Genomic DNA, 17,867 nt, shown 5'->3' on the forward strand with positions numbered 1-17,867 from the left:
TCACCACGCAATCAGCATAACAAAGCCCAGACACACGCAAAGCGCAAAGAGCGACAAATCCATTAACAAGGGATGCCAGATTTCACCGGAGTACATCCAGTCTCGTAGCAGGCGATGGGCAACCAGCCAGAGGATAAATCCGGGGATAATCGCTTTGAAAAGTGGAGGAAAGTAGACAGATGCACCGATCATTAAATCTTGTAGGGGCAGTCCTGTTGCATTAAACATAAACTTCACGGGCAAAATCCTTGGCGGAAGAGAGCATTGCTATAGGTTTAGCAAAGAAAGGGACAATACGTCTCTTTAACGCAAAATGTCTGAAAAAATGTCATCCGGTAAGCAAATTTGGCAATACATTTGTTTTGGGAATACAAATGCTGCACACTATTCTAAAATCAGCACAATAACTTAGCAAGCTAATTATAAGGAGATGAAATTGGAATCGCCATTAGGTTCTGATCTGGCACGGTTGGTGCGCATTTGGCGTGCTCTGATTGACCATCGCCTAAAACCTCTGGAGTTGACGCAGACGCATTGGGTTACGCTGCACAACATTCATCAGTTGCCGCCGGATCAATCGCAGATTCAGCTGGCTAAAGCGATTGGTATTGAGCAGCCTTCACTGGTGCGTACGCTTGACCAACTGGAAGAAAAGGGACTCATTTCACGACAGACTTGCGCCAGCGATCGTCGGGCAAAGAGAATTAAACTGACGGAGAAAGCCGAACCGCTGATTGCTGATATGGAAGCGGTAATCAATAAAACGCGCAGCGAGATTCTGGAAGGGATTTCAGCTGAGGAAATTAATCTGCTGATTAAGCTGGTTGCCCGACTGGAACACAATATCATTGAGCTACAGTCTCAGGGCTGATGCGAAAATCTACGTGTGGCCAGGTCATGACCACACGTAAATTTGACTAGCGTGGAGAAACGGTAACTTCTCTGCCGTTGCTTGCCATCACTACACGCTGGCCAGAAGCGAATTGGGTTGCGCCTTGTTTCTGCACCACCATGATGGTATTGCCGTCATCCTTACGGATTTCCAGTTCCACACCCTGGGTTTTATTCATCGCACCCTGGACGCTTTGACCTGCAACACCGCCCGCTACCGCACCTGCCGCCGTGGCTAATGAACGACCAGTACCGCCGCCTACGGTGTTACCGAGGAATCCACCGAGTACTGCACCACCGATAGCGCCGATCACGTTAGCGTCATCACCACCCTGAATTTGCACCGGACGAACATGAACGATAGTACCGTAGGTCACGTTCTGAACCTGTTTCGCTTCGGATGCGGTATACACGTCACCTGAAAGACTATCGTTGTTAACGCAACCCGCTAAAGATAATCCCATTAATGAAACAATCAGTGCACGTTTAATCATTTATAACTCTCCTTTACACCACGAAACGCTAATAGAGCACCCTTCATGGTTAAATTATATGGCATTTGTGAGCCTAAGGTCACATGTTCTACTGGAACAATATGAAAATCTTAACCGAAATCGGATCAACCGAGTATAAACGAATCATTCATATAATTGATGTAATTAAGCGACCATTGTCATGATTTGCCATTAAAAATCATCAACGAAGCATGGAATTAATCAGCACTTTATGGTTGAGTGTCAAGGCTAACTTGTTTAAAAGGATGACGTATGAAATCGGGCCGTTTTATCGGTGTTATGTCTGGAACCAGCCTTGATGGTGTTGATGTTGTGCTGGCGGCAATAGATGAAACGATGGTCGCGCAGCAGGCGAGTCTGACCTGGCCCATCCCCATCCATTTGAAGCAGGCCATTCTCGATATCTGTCAGGGGCAGCAGCTCACGCTGTCGCAGTATGGTCAACTGGACACGCAGTTGGGGCGTCTGTTTGCCGAGGCGGTAAATGCGCTGCTGGCGCAGCAAAAATTAAAGCCGCAGGATATCGTCGCGATAGGCTGTCATGGTCAAACCGTCTGGCATGAGCCGACTGGCAGCGCGCCGCATACGCTGCAAATTGGTGACAATAACCAGATTGTGGCGCGTACCGGTATCACCGTAGTCGGAGATTTTCGCCGCCGTGATATGGCGTTGGGCGGGCAGGGTGCGCCGCTGGTTCCCGCTTTCCATCAGGCGCTGTTGGCGCATCCAACGGAGCGTCGGATGGTGTTGAATATTGGCGGTATTGCTAATTTGTCTCTGTTGATTCCCCAGCGCCCTGTGCGGGGATATGACACCGGGCCGGGTAATATGCTGATGGATGCCTGGATCTGGCGGCAATGTGGACAACCCTACGACAAAGACGCGCAGTGGGCCTGTGAAGGAACAGTCATTCTGCCTTTGCTGCAAAGTATGCTGAGTGATCCCTATTTTGCTGCACCGGCACCCAAAAGCACTGGTCGCGAATACTTTAATTACGGCTGGATCGAACGTCATCTGGCGCAGTTCCCGGGGATAGCGCCACGCGATGTGCAGGCGACGCTTGCTGAACTAACGGCAGTGACCATATCCGAGCAGGTTTTGTTAAGCGGTGGCTGCGAACGGTTGATGGTGTGTGGCGGTGGGAGCCGTAATCCGCTGCTGATGATGCGCCTGGCGGCACTGTTGCCGGGCACTGAAGTGACCTCTACCGATGAGGCTGGCATTAGCGGTGATGATATGGAAGCGTTAGCCTTTGCCTGGCTGGCGTGGCGAACGCTGGCGGGATTGCCGGGCAATTTACCCTCAGTAACCGGTGCGGCAGAGTCCAGTGTTTTAGGCGCAATTTTCCCTGCGAATCCGCGAACTCAGAGTTAACTGAAATTATCCTGGCGACAATGCCGGTAAACTAGGGATGTTAGGGAGGGTGTTATTGCCCTCCGGGACCAGGAATGTCTTCAGGATATGGCTATGAAAAAACTGTTATTGGTATGTTTGCCGGTACTGCTTACCGGTTGTAGTGTCTACAACCAATTTGTCGAGCGTATGCAAACGGATACCCTCGAATACCGTTGTGACGAAAAACCGCTGACCGTGAAATTGAATAATACCCAACAAACGGCGAGCTTTGTTTATGATAACCAGTTAGTAAATCTTAAACAGGGTGTATCGGCATCGGGCGCACGGTACACCGATGGCATCTACGTCTTCTGGTCTAAAGGAGACAGCGCGACGGTCTACAAACGTGACAGAGTTGTGTTAAATAACTGTCAGTTACAGAACCCGAAGCGTTGAGATTTTCACCTGGGCGGCGCACAATAGCGTCACCCACTGACAATCCGTAGCCCAAACATCATGTCTGATAACGACGAATTGCAGCAAATTGCGCATCTGCGCCGTGAATACACGAAAGGCGGTCTTCGCCGCCGCGATCTTCCCGCCGAGCCGCTTGCGCTTTTTGAGCGCTGGCTTGGACAAGCCTGTGACGCTAAACTCGCCGATCCTACCGCTATGGTTGTCGCCACCGTTGATGAGAACGGTCAGCCGTACCAGCGCATCGTGTTGCTCAAACATTATGATGACAAGGGGTTGGTGTTTTATACCAACATGGGCAGCCGTAAGGCCCACCAGATTGAACACAATCCTCGTATTAGCCTGCTGTTCCCCTGGCATACACTGGAACGACAGGTGATGGTTATCGGCAAGGCCGAACGTCTTTCCACGCTCGAAGTGGTGAAGTATTTCCACAGTCGCCCTCGTGACAGCCAAATTGGCGCCTGGGTATCAAAACAGTCCAGTCGTATCTCTGCGCGCGGTATTCTTGAAAGCAAATTTCTTGAGCTAAAGCAGAAGTTTCAGCAAGGGGAAGTCCCGTTGCCGAGTTTCTGGGGCGGTTTTCGCGTGAGTATCGAGCAAATGGAGTTCTGGCAGGGCGGCGAAAACCGCTTACACGATCGTTTTTTATACCAGCGTGAAGACAACGCGTGGAAAATCGATCGCCTGGCACCCTAAAGATGCAAAATTCTTGTTTTAAGCGCTGGTGCTGATGAATCCGGCGCTTTATTCTATGTCTCTTTCGCATCAGGCGAAAAGTCGTGTACCGGCAAAGGTGCAGTCGTTTTATACATGGAGATTTTGATGGCAAGCAGTAACTTGATTAAACAATTGCAAGAGCGGGGGCTGGTGGCCCAGGTGACGGACGAAGAAGCGTTAGCAGAGCGACTGGCGCAAGGCCCGATCGCGCTCTATTGCGGCTTCGATCCTACCGCTGACAGCTTGCATTTGGGGCATCTGGTTCCATTGTTATGCCTGAAACGCTTCCAGCAGGCGGGCCACAAGCCTGTCGCACTGGTAGGTGGTGCAACCGGTCTGATTGGTGACCCGAGCTTTAAAGCCGCCGAGCGTAAACTGAATACCGAAGACACGGTGCAGGAGTGGGTGGATAAAATCCGCAAACAGGTTGCGCCGTTCCTCGATTTCGACTGTGGCGACAACTCTGCAATTGCTGCGAACAACTACGACTGGTTTGGCGGTATGAACGTACTGACTTTCCTGCGTGATATCGGCAAGCATTTCTCTGTGAACCAGATGATCAACAAAGAAGCGGTGAAGCAACGTCTGAACCGTGACGATCAGGGGATCTCATTTACCGAGTTTTCTTACAACCTGCTGCAAGGGTACGATTTCGCCTGCCTGAACAAACTGCACGGCGTGGCGTTGCAAATTGGGGGTTCTGACCAGTGGGGTAACATTACCTCCGGTATCGATTTGACCCGTCGTTTGCACCAGAATCAGGTGTTCGGCTTGACGGTTCCGCTGATCACCAAAGCAGACGGGACCAAATTCGGTAAAACGGAAGGGGGTGCAGTCTGGTTGGATCCGAAGAAAACCAGTCCGTACAAGTTCTATCAGTTCTGGATTAACACCGCAGATGCTGACGTCTATCGCTTCCTTAAATTCTTCACTTTCATGGACATTGAAGAGATCAATGCGCTGGAAGAAGAAGACAAGAACAGCGGTAAAGCACCTCGTGCCCAGTATGTTCTGGCGGAGCAGGTTACGCGTCTGGTTCACGGTGAAGAAGGTCTGGTGGCGGCAAAACGCATTACTGAAAGCCTGTTCAACGGTAACTTAAGCGATCTCAGCGAAGCAGATTTTGAACAGCTGGCGCAGGATGGCGTACCAATGATCGAAATGGACAAAGGTGCCGATCTGATGCAGGCGCTGGTTGATTCCGAGCTGCAGCCATCTCGCGGCCAGGCGCGTAAGACCATCGCGTCGAATGCGGTGACCATCAACGGCGAGAAACAGTCTGACCCGGAATATTTCTTCCAGGACAGTGATATTTTGTTCGGTCGCTATACCTTATTGCGCCGTGGCAAAAAGAACTATTGTCTGATTTGTTGGAAATAATGCGTTAAGTAATGGGAGTGAGAAATCACTCCCTTATTTTTGTTCAGGTAAAAAAATGAAAAATATCCTCGCCATCCAGTCCCACGTTGTTTTTGGTCATGCGGGCAATAGTGCAGCAGAATTTCCGATGCGCCGTCTTGGCGCTAACGTCTGGCCTCTTAATACCGTTCAGTTTTCCAACCACACGCAATATGGCAAATGGACAGGCTGCGTGATGCCGCCCAGCCACCTGACAGACATCGTCCAGGGAATTGCCGATATCGATAAACTTAAGACCTGTGATGCGGTACTGAGTGGATACCTCGGTTCTGCAGAGCAGGGCGAACATATTTTGGGGATTGTCCGCCAGGTGAAGGCTGCCAATCCTCAGGCGAAGTATTTCTGCGATCCTGTAATGGGGCATCCGGAAAAAGGCTGTATCGTGGCGCCGGGTGTCGCCGAGTTCCACGTACGCCATGCGTTACCGGCCAGCGATGTTATCGCACCGAATTTGGTCGAGCTTGAGATCTTATGTGAACATGCGGTGAACAACGTCAATGAGGCGGTGTTAGCGGCGCGTGAACTGATTGCTCAGGGGCCAGAAGTCGTCCTGGTGAAGCACCTTGCCCGTGCGGGTATGAGCCCCGACCGATTCGAGATGCTGCTGGTCACCGCTGAGCAGGCATGGCATATCAGCCGTCCGTTGGTGGATTTTGGCGCGCGTCAGCCAGTCGGTGTCGGTGACGTGACCAGCGGGTTGCTGCTGGTGAAACTGTTACAGGGCGCGACGGTGCAGCAGGCACTTGAGCATGTGACGGCAGCAGTGTACGAGATTATGATCGCCACCAAAGAGATGCATGAGTATGAGCTGCAGGTGGTTGCCGCGCAGGATCGTATCGCTAAACCTGATCACTATTTCAGCGCCACGCTGCTCTGAGTGAATTGCCCGATGGCGCTTTCGCTTATCGGGCCTACATTTTGCTGTAGTTCCGATAAGCGTAGCGCCACCCGACAACAATAATTAATTCAACCCTTCCGCTTTAAGCGCAGCGGCCACCGCCGGACGCTCAGCCATGCGTGCCATATAGGCTTCGATATGGCTTAATCCTTCCATATTCAATTTCACGGCATACGCCCAACGTAGCACAGTGAACAGATAGGCATCTGCAATGGAAAAGCGCTGACCGCAGATCCATGGGTTGTCTTTCAGTGACTCGTTCACATACTGCATTTTTTTCTCCAGCAGCGCGCGTACGGTCGGTTTGTACTCATCCGGAGTATCAGGACGGAACAATGGCGTAAAGCCTTTATGCAGTTCTGTCGCAATAAAGTTAAGCCACTCCAGCGTCTTATAGCGCGAGAGGCTGCTGGTGGGGGCGAGGAGTTGGCGGTCTGGCACCGTGTCGGCCAGATATTGCATGATGGCCACGCCTTCGGTCAGTAGCGTACCGTCGTCCAGCAATAGAGCAGGAACTTGTCCTTTTGGGTTTACCGCGAAAAAATCATCGCCGTTTTCCAGACGTTTCTTCATCAGATCAACACCATCCAGGGTGAAATCTTTACCGCTCTCACGTAGCGTGATGTGGGAAGCGAGAGAACAAGCGCCCGGTTTGTAGAACAGTTTCATCGGTAACTCCTTTTGGCTGAGGTATATCGTATGGTAGTGCTACCTCGGGCAAAAAAAAAGCCGCTAACATCAGTTAGCGGCCTGAAAATAAGTTTCCCTGAGAATTACGCTGTCGCGGCCTTAGAGGCTTTCTCGTTTACGTCGTCATCCTGAGTCATGCGGTTCAGTTTCGGCGCGGTCAGCAGCATCAGAACAGCGATGACTGCAGTTGCAACACCAATCTGCAGGAACACACGGCCGTAGACTTCCAGCGACATCAGCGGGTCGGTCACGTTTTCTGGTACTGCCATCATGTTAGCAACATAACCACCGATGATGTTTGCACCAGCAGTAGTCAGGAACCAGCTACCCATGATGAAGCCCATCAGGCGTTGTGGCACCAACTGTGCAACCATTGCCAGACCCAGGCCGGAGATCATCAGTTCACCGATACTCTGCAGACCGTAGCAGATAATCAGCCAGTTAACGGAAACGATACCCGCGTCGGTAGCGAATTTTGCACCCAGCGGCAGGATCAGGAATGCACCAGAACACAGAACCATACCAATTGCGAACTTGGTTGGCATTGGTAGGGTGTCACCCATCTTGTTGTAGATGGCGGCAAGGATTGGGCTACCGATGATGATCCAGAACGGGTTCAGCGCTTGGTACTGCTCAGGTTCGAACGCGATACCCAGAATAGAGTGTTCAACGTTACGAATCGCAAAGAAGTTCAGTGACGTCGGCATCTGGCTGTACAGCACGAAGAAGATAATCGCTTCCAGCATCAGAATGAAGGCGACGATCATTTTGCGACGCGCGGCACCCTTCATGGCGAAGGCTTCTTTACCGAAGATAAACACGATGCCCAGCGCGATAACGCCCAGAACCATACGTGCAATACCTTGGTTGTGCAGCAGCCATGTCGCGATAGCAATCAATACCACCACGCCAACGATGGTCAGCAGCAGGTTACGGAAATTGATCGGCTCAAAATCAGGTTTAGAACCGTACTGTTTAACCCAACGCTGGCAGAATGCGAAGTTAACAACGGTGATCAGCATACCTACGACGCTCAGGGCGAACGCAGTGCTCCAACCGTAACGTGCAGCCAGCCACGGAGTTGCTAGCATAGAGAAGAATGAACCGATGTTGACGGACATGTAGTACATGGTAAATGCACCATCAAGACGCGGGTCATCTTTTGCATAGCAGGTGGAGAGCAGGGATGATGGGTTTGCTTTAAACAGGCCATTACCGACCGCGATGGCCGCCATACCCATATAAACGATACCCGCGTCGTGACCGGACCATGCAACCAAAGCATAACCGATGGCCAGAACAACGGCACCCAGCATAATGACACGCTTCGTTCCGAGAACTTTATCACCTAACCAGCCGCCGATGGCAACCAGACCATAAACCAGGGCGCTAAAGGAGGAGAAAAGAGTGATGGAATCCGCTTCTGACATACCCAGCTGTTTTACCAGGTAGACGGCCATAATCCCTTGCAGGCCGTAGTAGCCAAAACGTTCCCACAGCTCAATTGAGAAAATGAGATAGAACGCTTTTGGTTGTTTGAAGGCGTTTAAACTTACGCTTTCAGTTGGTTTATTGTTTGCAGTAGACACTATTACCTCTTTTTTTACATCCCATATCTACGGGGGTGTTCTGGTACGTGATGAGCCAAGTTCATCCGTCCGATTGTTATAGTGGGAGGGGAAACGGCAAGTAATGTTCACTATCTTGCCCCTCCAGACAAGAGGTTTGTAATACTCTGTTACATATATCCGAACTGGTGAAATCGTCGGGGCTGAGAAATGTTATCTAGCGTTAAATTTTTTCAATCGAAAAATAGCAGTTTTTTTCACTGTTAAGTGGGGGCGAAATCCGCAGATTGGCGATATGTTCTGCTATTTGACGTTGAATCCAGTGATATAGCCCGTTATCTGAAAAGTAGCCAGTGTAATGTTTTGTATCGAATCGTGTGGCTCAGGTCATCTGATTGTCATTTTAACTATAAAGATAAAAATATTTAACATGAAGTTATCAATGTGATCCTGTTCACGTATGGATAGAAATTTCTACTACTAAAAAAACGATTAACCTGCTCAGGTGTTAATTGGCAAGAATATTACATTAGATATGTGCTTAAGCGTGGCATCATTGTCGGGGATTAAACGATTGGGGAGTGCATAACTAATCGTTATGGTAAGAAAGGGTAACGGGCGTTACCCCTTCTGATCAGATGTCGACTTTCTCTTTAAATTCACAGAGATCTTCAATGATACAGGAGCCGCAGCGCGGCTTCCTGGCAATGCAGGTGTAGCGGCCATGAAGAATTAACCAGTGATGGCAGTCGACTTTAAATTCACCGGGAACGACTTTCAGCAACTTCTCCTCGACCTGTTCGACGTTTTTTCCTGGTGCGAATTGTGTACGATTACAGACCCGAAAAATATGGGTGTCCACGGCGATGGTTGGCCAGCCAAAGGCGGTATTCAGTACCACGTTGGCCGTTTTACGTCCGACTCCTGGCAGCGCTTCCAGTGCCGCTCTGTCTTCTGGAACCTCACCATTGTGTTGTTCGAGCAGAATGCGGCAGGTCTTAATCACGTTTTCAGCTTTGCTGTTGAACAGACCAATCGTTTTGATATACGACTTAACGCCATCAACGCCGAGCTCCAACATTGCTGCAGGGGTGTTGGCGACGGGGTAGAGCTTCGCCGTCGCTTTATTAACGCTGACATCAGTCGCCTGTGCCGAAAGCAGCACGGAAATCAGTAGCTCAAACGGCGACGTAAAATTGAGTTCGGTGGTGGGGTGCGGATTGTTATCGCGCAGGCGCGTTAGTATTTCCAGCCGTTTTGCTTTGTTCATGACACATTCCCTGTCTCACCCGCCGGCGTGTCTGCCACAGCAGCCTCCGCGCGACGTTTCTTCATCTTCTCGTCAATAAGATACTTCACGGCCAGCATTAGCCCCAGCCCGATAAACGCGCCGGGAGGCAGCATGGCTAACAGGAACGGCGTGTCAGTGTGGAAGATCTCAACGCGCAGTGCTTTGGCCCAGCTACCCAGCAGGCCGTCTGCACCATCAAACAACGTGCCGTTACCAATAATCTCGCGTAGTGAACCCAGCACAAACATCGCACCGGTTGCCCCCATACCAATGGAGAAACCGTCCAGCGCGGAAAGCGCAGGGCCTTTTTTCGCAGCAAAGGCCTCAGCACGACCGACAACAATACAGTTGGTAACAATCAGTGGGATGAAGATCCCCAGAGACTGATACAAGCCAAAGGCGTAGGCATTGATAAGCATCTGTACGGCACTGACCACAGAAGCGATGATCATGACGTAGATTGGAATACGAATCTCAGACGGCGTCCAGCGGCGCAGTGCAGAGATGGTCAGGTTGGTTAGCGTTAAAACTAACGTCGTGGCAAGCCCCAGCCCGAGGGCATTGGTGGCGGTAGAGGTGACGGCCAGCAGCGGACACATGCCGAGTAACTGTACCAGCGCGGAGTTGTTTTTCCACAGCCCCTGAACAATAACGTCTTTAATTTCGCTCATGGTTTATTCTCCACAGGCGGGGAGTTGAGGAAGTTGCGCAGGCAGCGTCTGTGCATACAGGCCCGCGCGTTTCACCGCATTGACTACTGCGCGGGGCGTGATGGTTGCACCGGTGAACTGGTCGAAGTTGCCGCCATCTTTTTTCACTGCCCAGTGTGGATCGTTTTCAGCAGAGATCGTTTTACCGCTAAAGTGGGTGATCCAGTCGGACAGACGTAGCTCAATTTTATCACCAAGGCCTGGCGTTTCATGATGCTCTGTGACCCGTGTACCCAGCACGGTACCGTTAAAATCGACACCGACCAGCAGTTGGATCGCTCCTGAGTAGCCATCTGGCGCCGTGGCTTCCAGAACTGCCGCGACCGGACGCGCGTCCTGAAGGGCGATATAAACTCGGTGCGTCCCCTTACCTAATGCCGGGGCAGTAACCAGATAACAGCTGTCTCGCAGGCTGTTATTGTAGTGGCCGTTCGGCAGAACCTGATCAAACAGCGCTTTTTGCTGTAGCGTTGCCTGCTCATCAATCGTGGACTTAGTGAGCTGATTGATTGCCGCCGTTAACCCCGTAGAGCCCGCAGCAAACAGTGCCAGAGTGATACCGTGTTTACGAATCGTTTTCAGCATATGTTGTCCTTAGCGATGTCCGTACACGCGAGGGCGGGTGTAATAATCAATCAGAGGAACCGTGATATTTGCCAGCAATACAGCAAAGGCCACGCCATCCGGATACCCACCAAAACTGCGGATAAGCCACACTAACAGACCAGCAAGCGCGCCAAAAATTAGGCGACCACGGTTAGTTGTCGATGCTGTAACGGGATCGGTAAGAATGAAGAACGCGCCGAGCATGGTTGCGCCAGAGAGCAAATGCAACTGTGGAGAAGCCAGCGTTTCCGGCGAGAAAAACCAGCCTAATGCCGCACAGACGGCGAGCGACAGCAGGAAACTCACCGGAATATGCCAGCGAATAACGTTTTTCCACAACAGGATCACTCCACCCACCAACCAGGCCAGATTTACCCACTGCCAACCTGCGCCTGCGAGCATCCCGCTGTAAATGGGGTACTGCATAACCTGTTCAACCGTGCGTCCTGCATGTAACGATGTCTTGAACGTATCGAGCGGAGTCGCCTGGCTGATTCCGTCAATACCCATCCGCAACGTGTTCATATCACCACCGCTTGCCGTATGCCCTGAAAAGATGACGTTCAGGGCATCAACAAAGCCGGGTACCGTGGCCGCAATTTCATGCGGGGGCAGCCAGCTCGTCATTTGCACCGGGAAGGAGATAAGCAGGACTACATAGCCAATCATCGCCGGGTTAAACGGGTTCTGTCCGAGACCGCCGTACAGTTGTTTAGCAATGATAACGGCAAATACGGTGCCCAATACCACCATCCACCACGGTGCCAGAGGCGGAATACTGACGGCAAGCAGTAACCCGGTGAGAAGTGCGGAGTTGTCTTTTAAAATAGCCACAACCGGCTGCTTACGCAGTTTAAGCACACCTGCTTCAGCGGCAATTGCGCTGATGGAGGCGAGGATAATCTGCACCAATGTTCCCCAGCCAAAGAACCAGAGCTGAGCGGCAATCCCCGGTAACGCAGCAATTAACACCAGCAGCATAATACGCGATGTCTGGCGCTGGTTATGGGTATAGGGAGAGCTTGCGATTCTGAATACCATTTATTCCTCGTTAACAACCTGCTGCTGGGCGGCTTTTTTAGCCTGAGCGCGTGCAATAGCGGCCGCAACGGCGGCTTTGCGTGGGTCAACCGGCTCGGCGGTCTCGGTGACGGCCTGCTGCTGCTCAAGTTTGCGTGCTTTGGCGCGGGCAATAGCGGCTTCTACCGCGGCTTTGCGCGGGTCGACCGGTTCGGCGGTATCGGCGACGGCCTGCTGCTGCTCAAGCTTACGTGCTTTGGCGCGGGCAATCGCGGCTTCTACCGCGGCTTTGCGTGGGTCAACCGGCTCGGCGGTCTCGGTGACGGCCTGCTGCTGCTCAAGCTTGCGTGCTTTGGCGCGGGCAATAGCGGCTTCGACGGCGGCTTTGCGCGGGTCAGCCTCTGTGCCGCTCGTTTCAGTCTGCGAATTTTCTGCTTGTTTCGCTCGCGCCTGTGCTTTACGCGCCTCCCGGGCGGCAATGACAGCGCTATTATCCGGTTTCTCACCCGCCTTAATGACAACCGGCTGCAAAGCCTGCGCCTGTTTTTCTTTCACGCGGGCCAGCGCGGCAGCTATGGCATCGTTGTCTTTCGCCGCAGGCTGGACCGCAGCGCTTTTATGGCGCTCAAGACGAGCGGCTTTTTCGCGCTCGAGTCGCGCCTGTCTGGCTTCAAATCGCGCTTTTGCTTCTGCGGCGCGTTTTTCTTCCTGGCTTATGGCGTAGATCTCGGCTTTTTCCTGACGGAAATACTGCACTAGCGGAATATTGCTGGGGCATACCCAGGCGCAGGCGCCGCATTCAATGCAGTCAGCGATATTATGGCTGGTTGCTTTGTCGTGCTGTTGACCTTTACTGAACCAGTAAAGCTGCTGAGGCAGAAGATCTGCTGGACAGGCATCGGCGCAGGCGCTACAGCGAATACAGCCTTTTTCTTCCTGCGGTTCGCCCATTTCACTGGCAGACGGCGCCAGAAGGCAGTTGGTGATCTTCACGACCGGAACATCAAGCCAGGGAAGGGTGAAGCCCATCAGCGGGCCGCCCATGATCACCATTTGCTCAGAGGATGGGCAAAAACCCGCGTCATCAAGCAGGTGGCGAACAGGCGTGCCTAATCGAGCCCAGACATTGCCCGGACGGCTGACGGCTTCGCCGGTCAGCGTCACGACGCGTTCGGTGATCGGCTCCCCGTCAATCACGGCGCGTTTGACAGCATAGGCCGTACCGACGTTTTGCATCAGGACGCCAATATCCGAGGAACGCCCGCCATGCGGGACCTGTTTCCCGGTCAGAATCTGGGTCAGTTGCTTCGCCCCTCCGGAAGGGTATTTGGTCGGGATAACGCGCAGGCTGATGTCGTGTGAGTCCGCCAGCACCGCGCGCAGCATTGAAATGGCCTGCGGTTTGTTATCTTCAATTCCCAGCAGTATTTCGCGCGGTTGCAGAATGTGAGCCAGGATGCGAATGCCTTCCACCACCTGGGCGGCACAATCCTGCATCAGGCGGTCGTCAGCGGTAATATAGGGCTCGCATTCAGCGGCGTTGATAATCAGCGTTTCAATTTTATCTCCGCCGCCCTGTAGTTTGACGCCGGTAGGAAAACCTGCGCCACCCAGCCCGGCAACGCCGTACCGATGAATACGGGCAATTAGCTCTTCCCTGCTGCGGGAACGAAAGTCAGACCAGCCGTCACGCTCAATCCAGCGATCTTCGCCATCTGCATCAATAATGACGCTGATCTCAGCTAAGGCTGAAGGATGCGCAGTGGAGTGTGGAGCAATGGCCACAACGGTGCCGGAGGTGGGGGCATGTACCGGCAGCATTTTACCGCGCCCACGCGTCAGCGCCTGACCACGCAGGACGTGGTCGCCGACGTTTACGCACAGTTCGCCCTCAGCACCAATATGCTGCTTCAGCGGAATTACCAGGCGCGGCGGCAAGGGAACCTGTCGCAGCGGCGTACCGTTTGACTGGGTCTTCATCTCGGGTGGGTGAATACCGCCTTCGAAGTCCCAAATTTTGTTTTTTCTGAATGCAGAGAATAGCTTAAACATGTTGTTCCACGGGAATGATGCGCACGGGGATGGTGTTCAAATCCCACTTCCAGCTATCAGGCGTTTCGGCAACCGGGCGTAATTCAATACACTGGGTCGGGCAGGGATCAACGCACAGGTTACACCCGGTGCAGAGATCGCTCATGACTGTGTGCATAGCACGCGTCGCACCGACGATGGCGTCAACCGGGCAGGCCTGAATACACTTTGTGCAGCCAATACAATTGTTTTCATCAATGACCGCTAGCATACGCACTGGCGTGACGTCTTGTTCATCGCCATCAATGGGCTGCGGATCGACGTTCAGCAGCGTCGCAATTTTTAACATCACCGCTTCACCGCCAGGGGCGCAGCGGTTGATTTTTTCCCCCTGACAGCCTATCGCTTCTGCATACGGGTGACAGCCAGGGTAACCGCACTGGCCACACTGGCTTTGTGGGAGAATTTCATCGATTTTTTCTACAACCGGATCGTCCTCAACGGCAAAACGCCGGGAGGCATAACCTAAAATAGCGCCGAACGCCAGACCCAGCAGACTCACTGCGGCAACGGCAATCCAGATAGCATTCATTACAGCTTCACCAAACCACTAAAGCCCATAAAGGCCAATGACATTAAACCGGCGGTAATCAGCGCAATCGCATTACCGCGAAAAGGAGCCGGAACATCTGCCACGGCAAGACGCTCGCGAATGGCGGCGAACAATACCATCACCAGTGAGAAGCCAACGGCGGCGGAAAAACCGTACAGCGCCGACTGTAAAAAGTTATGGCCGAGATTGATATTTAGCAACGCGACGCCCAATACTGCACAGTTAGTGGTGATCAACGGTAAGAAGATCCCCAGCAGGCGATACAGTGCAGGACTCGTTTTACGCACCACCATCTCGGTAAATTGTACGACCACGGCGATGACTAAAATAAAGGCCAGCGTGCGCAGATAGATGAGATCGAGCGGGATGAGGATCCAGGTGTCAATCAGCCATGCGCAAATCGATGCCAGCGTCATTACAAAGGTCGTGGCGAGGCCCATCCCCATCGCGGTTTCCAGTTTTTTGGAAACGCCCATAAAGGGGCAAAGGCCCAGAAACTTGACCAGTACAAAGTTATTGACCAGTACAGTTCCGACAAACAGCAGCAGGTAATCAGTCATTTTTCGGCCTGAAATAAAAAAGCCGCCTATTATCTGTCAATCTACAGCAGGCGACAACAGGTTAACTGTAGGGTTATTACGGGTTCACAAACGTCGTTTTCACGCGTTGCGAACGCTTGAAATAGGGCACCAGTAGCGCGGCAGCTAATAACGGGAACAAGAGCTGGCGTACGGCAAAGGCATCCGGTACAGGTGAGAACGCAAACGCTTTAATCGCCAGTAACACAGAGATCAGCAGCCATAGAATATAGTGCTTAGGCACACAGGTCCTGCGTTTGAAAAACGCGATTGTCAGCCACAGCGTGTAGTACCACATGGCGATAGCGGTAATAAAGGAAACGCCCCATAAAAGCAAATTAGCGGTGCTTTGTTCGCCGAGCGTTTTGAACGTCTGCGGTGTGGCTAGCGCAGTCACATACAGCAGCATCGCCAGTGAAGCGCTCAACAACGCCACTAACAGCCAGGCCAGTGGCCCAAGTAGCCAGCCTCCGATACGTTGTGCCGGTGTCGTCATTTCTTCTCCAGGGTTACGCGCGCGAACAATCATGCCATTCATTTTGGGGCGATTATTATAAAGCTTTTAACGATGAGCGCTACTTTCTTATTTATTGCACATAATGCCAAACAGATTTAGGCACCTCACCGATATCGAACAGGCGTCCACCGGAGATAAGCTCCGCACGGCGGTGATCCGCAGCACGATACATATTGATAATGTCGCGATCGTCGGTGAGCGTGTAGTTAAGGTGATCGAACAGTTTTTCCAGACTTTCGAGTGAGCTGATTTTACGGAATTTTAATAAGTAATCCTGAACAGTCATATACGGAGATCCATGTTAAGAAAATAACACCAACGGAGTAGTGAATATTAAAAAATAAACAAGGTTGCACAGGTAAAAGCGTATTGGTGTGCAAAGATAAAAATAAGAGTATTCGTACTGATAGACACGCAGGCACGATGAGTATCTGTTAAAAGGGTAACGCGCTCCGCAATCGCAGGCAATAAGTGCCTGAGTGGGGTACTGCATAATTCGCTTTTTTTGACAGAAATGACGCTTTTACAGCCTAACCCAGCATGACTGCTGGGTTAAAAAAGAAGGCCGTTGGTTATTTCTTCTGCACCGCAGCCGTCGGTTCCGGTGGCTGGTAGTTGTCAATATGAGTGGCAATACCTAAAAGGATGACGGAGACCGCGAGAACAATCCAACCTGTTAACTCAATAAGACGATTCATTACTGACGACATTTGCTTTGATTTATCCTTAAACACAGGGGGCAAATGTTACTTATCAATAAGTAAGACGGCAAGAGCATCGGGAACGATTTCGAAGACTTTTTCGCAGCAAGTTAACGCTAAGTGGCATATGTTTGACTTAAGTTAAGTAACGACCTTTATCGCGTAAAGGTTATTAAACTGTTGTGACGTTGCAATGTATGGTGTGAAATAGGTCAGTCCTGAATAGAGAGGCAATAACATGAGTGACAACATCCGCGTTGGGTTGATTGGCTATGGCTATGCCAGCAAAACTTTCCATGCCCCTCTGATAGTGGGCACCCCTGGGCTGGAACTGGCTGCGGTATCCAGCAGTGATGAAGCAAAAGTGAAGGCGGACTGGCCTTCTGTTGCGGTGGTGAGTGAGCCTAAGCATCTGTTTAACGATCCCAGTATCGATTTGATTGTGATCCCCACGCCGAATGACACGCATTTCCCACTCGCGAAAGCGGCGCTGGAAGCGGGTAAACACGTGGTTGTTGATAAGCCTTTCACCGTGACACTGTCACAAGCTCGTGAGCTGGATGCACTGGCGCGTAGCCTGGGGCGCTTGCTCTCTGTTTTCCATAACCGGCGCTGGGACAGTGATTTCCTGACGCTAAAAGCCCTTCTGGCAGACGGTGTGTTGGGTGAAGTTGCCTACTTTGAATCCCACTTCGATCGTTTTCGTCCGCAGGTTCGTGACCGCTGGCGTGAACAGGGCGGACCGGGAAGCGGCGTCTGGTACGATTTGGCACCGCATCTGTTGGATCAGGCCATAAACCTGTTTGGTTTGCCCGTCAGCCTGACGGTCGACCTGGCGCAGCTGCGTCCTGGCGCGCAATCGACAGATTATTTCCACGCTATTTTGGCCTACCCGCAGCGTCGAGTGGTTCTGCACGGTACAATGCTTGCTGCCGCTGAGTCTGCGCGCTATATCGTGCATGGATCGCGCGGGAGCTATGTGAAGTACGGTCTTGATCCGCAGGAGGAACGTCTAAAAAATGGCGAACGTTTGCCGCAGGAAGACTGGGGTTACGACATGCGCGATGGCGTGCTGACGCGGGTCGAAGGCGAAGAACGCGTGGAAGAAACCTGGTTGACTGTGCCGGGCAACTATCCGGCTTATTATGCGGGCATCCGCGATGCGCTGAACGGCAATGGCGAAAACCCGGTTCCGGCACGGCAGGCCATTCAAATTATGGAACTTATCGAGTTAGGTCTTGAATCAGCAAAACACCGCTCTACGCTGAGCCTTGCCTGATAATGTAAATG

General features: G+C 52.0%; 21 protein-coding genes. 7 read left to right on the forward strand and 14 right to left on the reverse strand.

All coding sequences use genetic code 11. The annotated features are described in order from the left end of the window. Positions 1 to 237 carry a DUF1656 domain-containing protein gene (locus E4Z61_RS04485; protein ID WP_135321717.1) on the reverse strand — a complete coding sequence of 79 codons (237 nt, stop codon included), beginning with the start codon at positions 235 to 237 and terminating at the stop codon, positions 1 to 3. Between the two features lie 193 nt (positions 238 to 430). On the opposite strand from E4Z61_RS04485, the gene slyA reads away from it, so the two are divergent. After that, the gene (gene slyA, locus E4Z61_RS04490) at positions 431 to 871 is read left to right on the forward strand and encodes a transcriptional regulator SlyA (RefSeq protein ID WP_135321718.1); all 441 of its coding nucleotides are present in this window, start codon (positions 431 to 433) and stop codon (positions 869 to 871) included. 46 nt (positions 872 to 917) lie between these two features. Here the strand turns inward: slyA and slyB are convergent, their stop codons facing one another. Continuing rightward, complete coding sequence (slyB, locus tag E4Z61_RS04495; protein ID WP_135321719.1) at positions 918 to 1,385, reverse strand: outer membrane lipoprotein SlyB; 468 nt, start codon at positions 1,383 to 1,385, stop codon at positions 918 to 920. 273 nt (positions 1,386 to 1,658) lie between these two features. On the opposite strand from slyB, the gene anmK reads away from it, so the two are divergent. From anmK to pdxY, 5 genes are all read left to right on the forward strand, one after another. Further along, positions 1,659 to 2,780, forward strand: a complete 1,122-nt coding sequence (gene anmK, locus E4Z61_RS04500; protein ID WP_135321720.1) for an anhydro-N-acetylmuramic acid kinase — start codon at positions 1,659 to 1,661, stop codon at positions 2,778 to 2,780. An 87-nt stretch (positions 2,781 to 2,867) separates the two neighbouring features. Further along, the gene (gene mliC, locus E4Z61_RS04505; RefSeq protein WP_135321721.1) at positions 2,868 to 3,197 is read left to right on the forward strand and encodes a C-type lysozyme inhibitor; all 330 of its coding nucleotides are present in this window, start codon (positions 2,868 to 2,870) and stop codon (positions 3,195 to 3,197) included. A 60-nt stretch (positions 3,198 to 3,257) separates the two neighbouring features. Then, on the forward strand, positions 3,258 to 3,914 hold the full coding sequence (pdxH, locus tag E4Z61_RS04510; protein WP_096757144.1) for a pyridoxamine 5'-phosphate oxidase: 657 nt from the start codon (positions 3,258 to 3,260) through the stop codon (positions 3,912 to 3,914). 126 nt (positions 3,915 to 4,040) lie between these two features. Then, a complete protein-coding gene (gene tyrS / locus E4Z61_RS04515) occupies positions 4,041 to 5,315 on the forward strand; it encodes a tyrosine--tRNA ligase (RefSeq protein ID WP_020996426.1) in 1,275 nt (424 codons plus the stop codon). Positions 5,316 to 5,370: 55 nt separating this feature from the next. Then, positions 5,371 to 6,231, forward strand: coding sequence for a pyridoxal kinase PdxY (pdxY, locus tag E4Z61_RS04520; protein WP_135321722.1), 861 nt, complete (start codon positions 5,371 to 5,373; stop codon positions 6,229 to 6,231). Between the two features lie 84 nt (positions 6,232 to 6,315). Here pdxY and gstA read toward each other — a convergent pair whose 3' ends face one another. The 12 genes from gstA to blr all read right to left on the reverse strand — a co-directional run bounded on the left by gstA (position 6,316) and on the right by blr (position 16,574). Next, on the reverse strand, positions 6,316 to 6,921 hold the full coding sequence (gstA, locus tag E4Z61_RS04525) for a glutathione transferase GstA (RefSeq protein ID WP_135321723.1): 606 nt from the start codon (positions 6,919 to 6,921) through the stop codon (positions 6,316 to 6,318). A gap of 104 nt (positions 6,922 to 7,025) precedes the next feature. Continuing rightward, on the reverse strand, positions 7,026 to 8,531 hold the full coding sequence (gene dtpA / locus E4Z61_RS04530) for a dipeptide/tripeptide permease DtpA (protein WP_135321724.1): 1,506 nt from the start codon (positions 8,529 to 8,531) through the stop codon (positions 7,026 to 7,028). Between the two features lie 613 nt (positions 8,532 to 9,144). After that, on the reverse strand, positions 9,145 to 9,780 hold the full coding sequence (gene nth / locus E4Z61_RS04535) for an endonuclease III (RefSeq protein WP_135321725.1): 636 nt from the start codon (positions 9,778 to 9,780) through the stop codon (positions 9,145 to 9,147). Continuing rightward, the gene (locus E4Z61_RS04540) at positions 9,777 to 10,472 is read right to left on the reverse strand and encodes an electron transport complex subunit E (RefSeq protein ID WP_135321726.1); all 696 of its coding nucleotides are present in this window, start codon (positions 10,470 to 10,472) and stop codon (positions 9,777 to 9,779) included. Before E4Z61_RS04540 ends, nth begins: the two co-directional genes overlap by 4 nt. Positions 10,473 to 10,475: 3 nt before the next feature. Then, complete coding sequence (rsxG, locus tag E4Z61_RS04545) at positions 10,476 to 11,096, reverse strand: electron transport complex subunit RsxG (RefSeq protein WP_135321727.1); 621 nt, start codon at positions 11,094 to 11,096, stop codon at positions 10,476 to 10,478. 9 nt (positions 11,097 to 11,105) lie between these two features. After that, the gene (gene rsxD / locus E4Z61_RS04550) at positions 11,106 to 12,158 is read right to left on the reverse strand and encodes an electron transport complex subunit RsxD (protein WP_135321728.1); all 1,053 of its coding nucleotides are present in this window, start codon (positions 12,156 to 12,158) and stop codon (positions 11,106 to 11,108) included. Then, a complete protein-coding gene (gene rsxC, locus E4Z61_RS04555; protein WP_135321729.1) occupies positions 12,159 to 14,189 on the reverse strand; it encodes an electron transport complex subunit RsxC in 2,031 nt (676 codons plus the stop codon). It abuts the gene before it with no gap. Then, complete coding sequence (gene rsxB, locus E4Z61_RS04560) at positions 14,182 to 14,760, reverse strand: electron transport complex subunit RsxB (RefSeq protein WP_135321730.1); 579 nt, start codon at positions 14,758 to 14,760, stop codon at positions 14,182 to 14,184. The genes rsxC and rsxB overlap by 8 nt, the downstream gene beginning before the upstream one ends. Then, on the reverse strand, positions 14,760 to 15,341 hold the full coding sequence (rsxA, locus tag E4Z61_RS04565; protein ID WP_005121199.1) for an electron transport complex subunit RsxA: 582 nt from the start codon (positions 15,339 to 15,341) through the stop codon (positions 14,760 to 14,762). Before rsxA ends, rsxB begins: the two co-directional genes overlap by 1 nt. Before the next feature lie 76 nt (positions 15,342 to 15,417). Continuing rightward, entirely contained in the window at positions 15,418 to 15,855 is a 438-nt protein-coding gene (locus tag E4Z61_RS04570; RefSeq protein ID WP_135321731.1) for a DUF2569 domain-containing protein, read from the reverse strand. A gap of 91 nt (positions 15,856 to 15,946) precedes the next feature. Further along, complete coding sequence (ydgT, locus tag E4Z61_RS04575; RefSeq protein WP_135321732.1) at positions 15,947 to 16,162, reverse strand: transcription modulator YdgT; 216 nt, start codon at positions 16,160 to 16,162, stop codon at positions 15,947 to 15,949. Positions 16,163 to 16,448: 286 nt separating this feature from the next. Beyond that, positions 16,449 to 16,574, reverse strand: a complete 126-nt coding sequence (blr, locus tag E4Z61_RS04580) for a division septum protein Blr (RefSeq protein ID WP_135324875.1) — start codon at positions 16,572 to 16,574, stop codon at positions 16,449 to 16,451. A 241-nt stretch (positions 16,575 to 16,815) separates the two neighbouring features. Here blr and E4Z61_RS04585 point away from each other — a divergent pair, with 241 nt between their 5' ends. Further along, positions 16,816 to 17,856: an oxidoreductase gene (locus tag E4Z61_RS04585; protein ID WP_135321733.1), complete on the forward strand. Its 1,041-nt coding sequence runs from the start codon at positions 16,816 to 16,818 to the stop codon at positions 17,854 to 17,856. The last annotated feature ends 11 nt before the right edge of the window (positions 17,857 to 17,867 follow it).

The sequence above is a fragment of the Citrobacter tructae genome (assembly GCF_004684345.1).
GTDB classification, from domain to species: Bacteria; Pseudomonadota; Gammaproteobacteria; order Enterobacterales; family Enterobacteriaceae; genus Citrobacter; species Citrobacter tructae.

Coding starts and splice junctions, on each gene's coding strand:
- pdxY (WP_135321722.1), top strand. CDS start 5,371: ATGAAAAATATCCTCGCCATCCAGTCCCACGTTGTTTTTGGTCATGCG.
- rsxG (WP_135321727.1), bottom strand. CDS start 11,096: ATGCTGAAAACGATTCGTAAACACGGTATCACTCTGGCACTGTTTGCT.
- rsxA (WP_005121199.1), bottom strand. CDS start 15,341: ATGACTGATTACCTGCTGCTGTTTGTCGGAACTGTACTGGTCAATAAC.
- tyrS (WP_020996426.1), top strand. CDS start 4,041: ATGGCAAGCAGTAACTTGATTAAACAATTGCAAGAGCGGGGGCTGGTG.
- E4Z61_RS04570 (WP_135321731.1), bottom strand. CDS start 15,855: ATGACGACACCGGCACAACGTATCGGAGGCTGGCTACTTGGGCCACTG.
- nth (WP_135321725.1), bottom strand. CDS start 9,780: ATGAACAAAGCAAAACGGCTGGAAATACTAACGCGCCTGCGCGATAAC.
- gstA (WP_135321723.1), bottom strand. CDS start 6,921: ATGAAACTGTTCTACAAACCGGGCGCTTGTTCTCTCGCTTCCCACATC.
- rsxB (WP_135321730.1), bottom strand. CDS start 14,760: ATGAATGCTATCTGGATTGCCGTTGCCGCAGTGAGTCTGCTGGGTCTG.
- blr (WP_135324875.1), bottom strand. CDS start 16,574: ATGAATCGTCTTATTGAGTTAACAGGTTGGATTGTTCTCGCGGTCTCC.
- anmK (WP_135321720.1), top strand. CDS start 1,659: ATGAAATCGGGCCGTTTTATCGGTGTTATGTCTGGAACCAGCCTTGAT.
- slyB (WP_135321719.1), bottom strand. CDS start 1,385: ATGATTAAACGTGCACTGATTGTTTCATTAATGGGATTATCTTTAGCG.
- ydgT (WP_135321732.1), bottom strand. CDS start 16,162: ATGACTGTTCAGGATTACTTATTAAAATTCCGTAAAATCAGCTCACTC.
- rsxC (WP_135321729.1), bottom strand. CDS start 14,189: ATGTTTAAGCTATTCTCTGCATTCAGAAAAAACAAAATTTGGGACTTC.
- E4Z61_RS04585 (WP_135321733.1), top strand. CDS start 16,816: ATGAGTGACAACATCCGCGTTGGGTTGATTGGCTATGGCTATGCCAGC.
- mliC (WP_135321721.1), top strand. CDS start 2,868: ATGGCTATGAAAAAACTGTTATTGGTATGTTTGCCGGTACTGCTTACC.
- slyA (WP_135321718.1), top strand. CDS start 431: ATGAAATTGGAATCGCCATTAGGTTCTGATCTGGCACGGTTGGTGCGC.
- E4Z61_RS04540 (WP_135321726.1), bottom strand. CDS start 10,472: ATGAGCGAAATTAAAGACGTTATTGTTCAGGGGCTGTGGAAAAACAAC.
- pdxH (WP_096757144.1), top strand. CDS start 3,258: ATGTCTGATAACGACGAATTGCAGCAAATTGCGCATCTGCGCCGTGAA.
- rsxD (WP_135321728.1), bottom strand. CDS start 12,158: ATGGTATTCAGAATCGCAAGCTCTCCCTATACCCATAACCAGCGCCAG.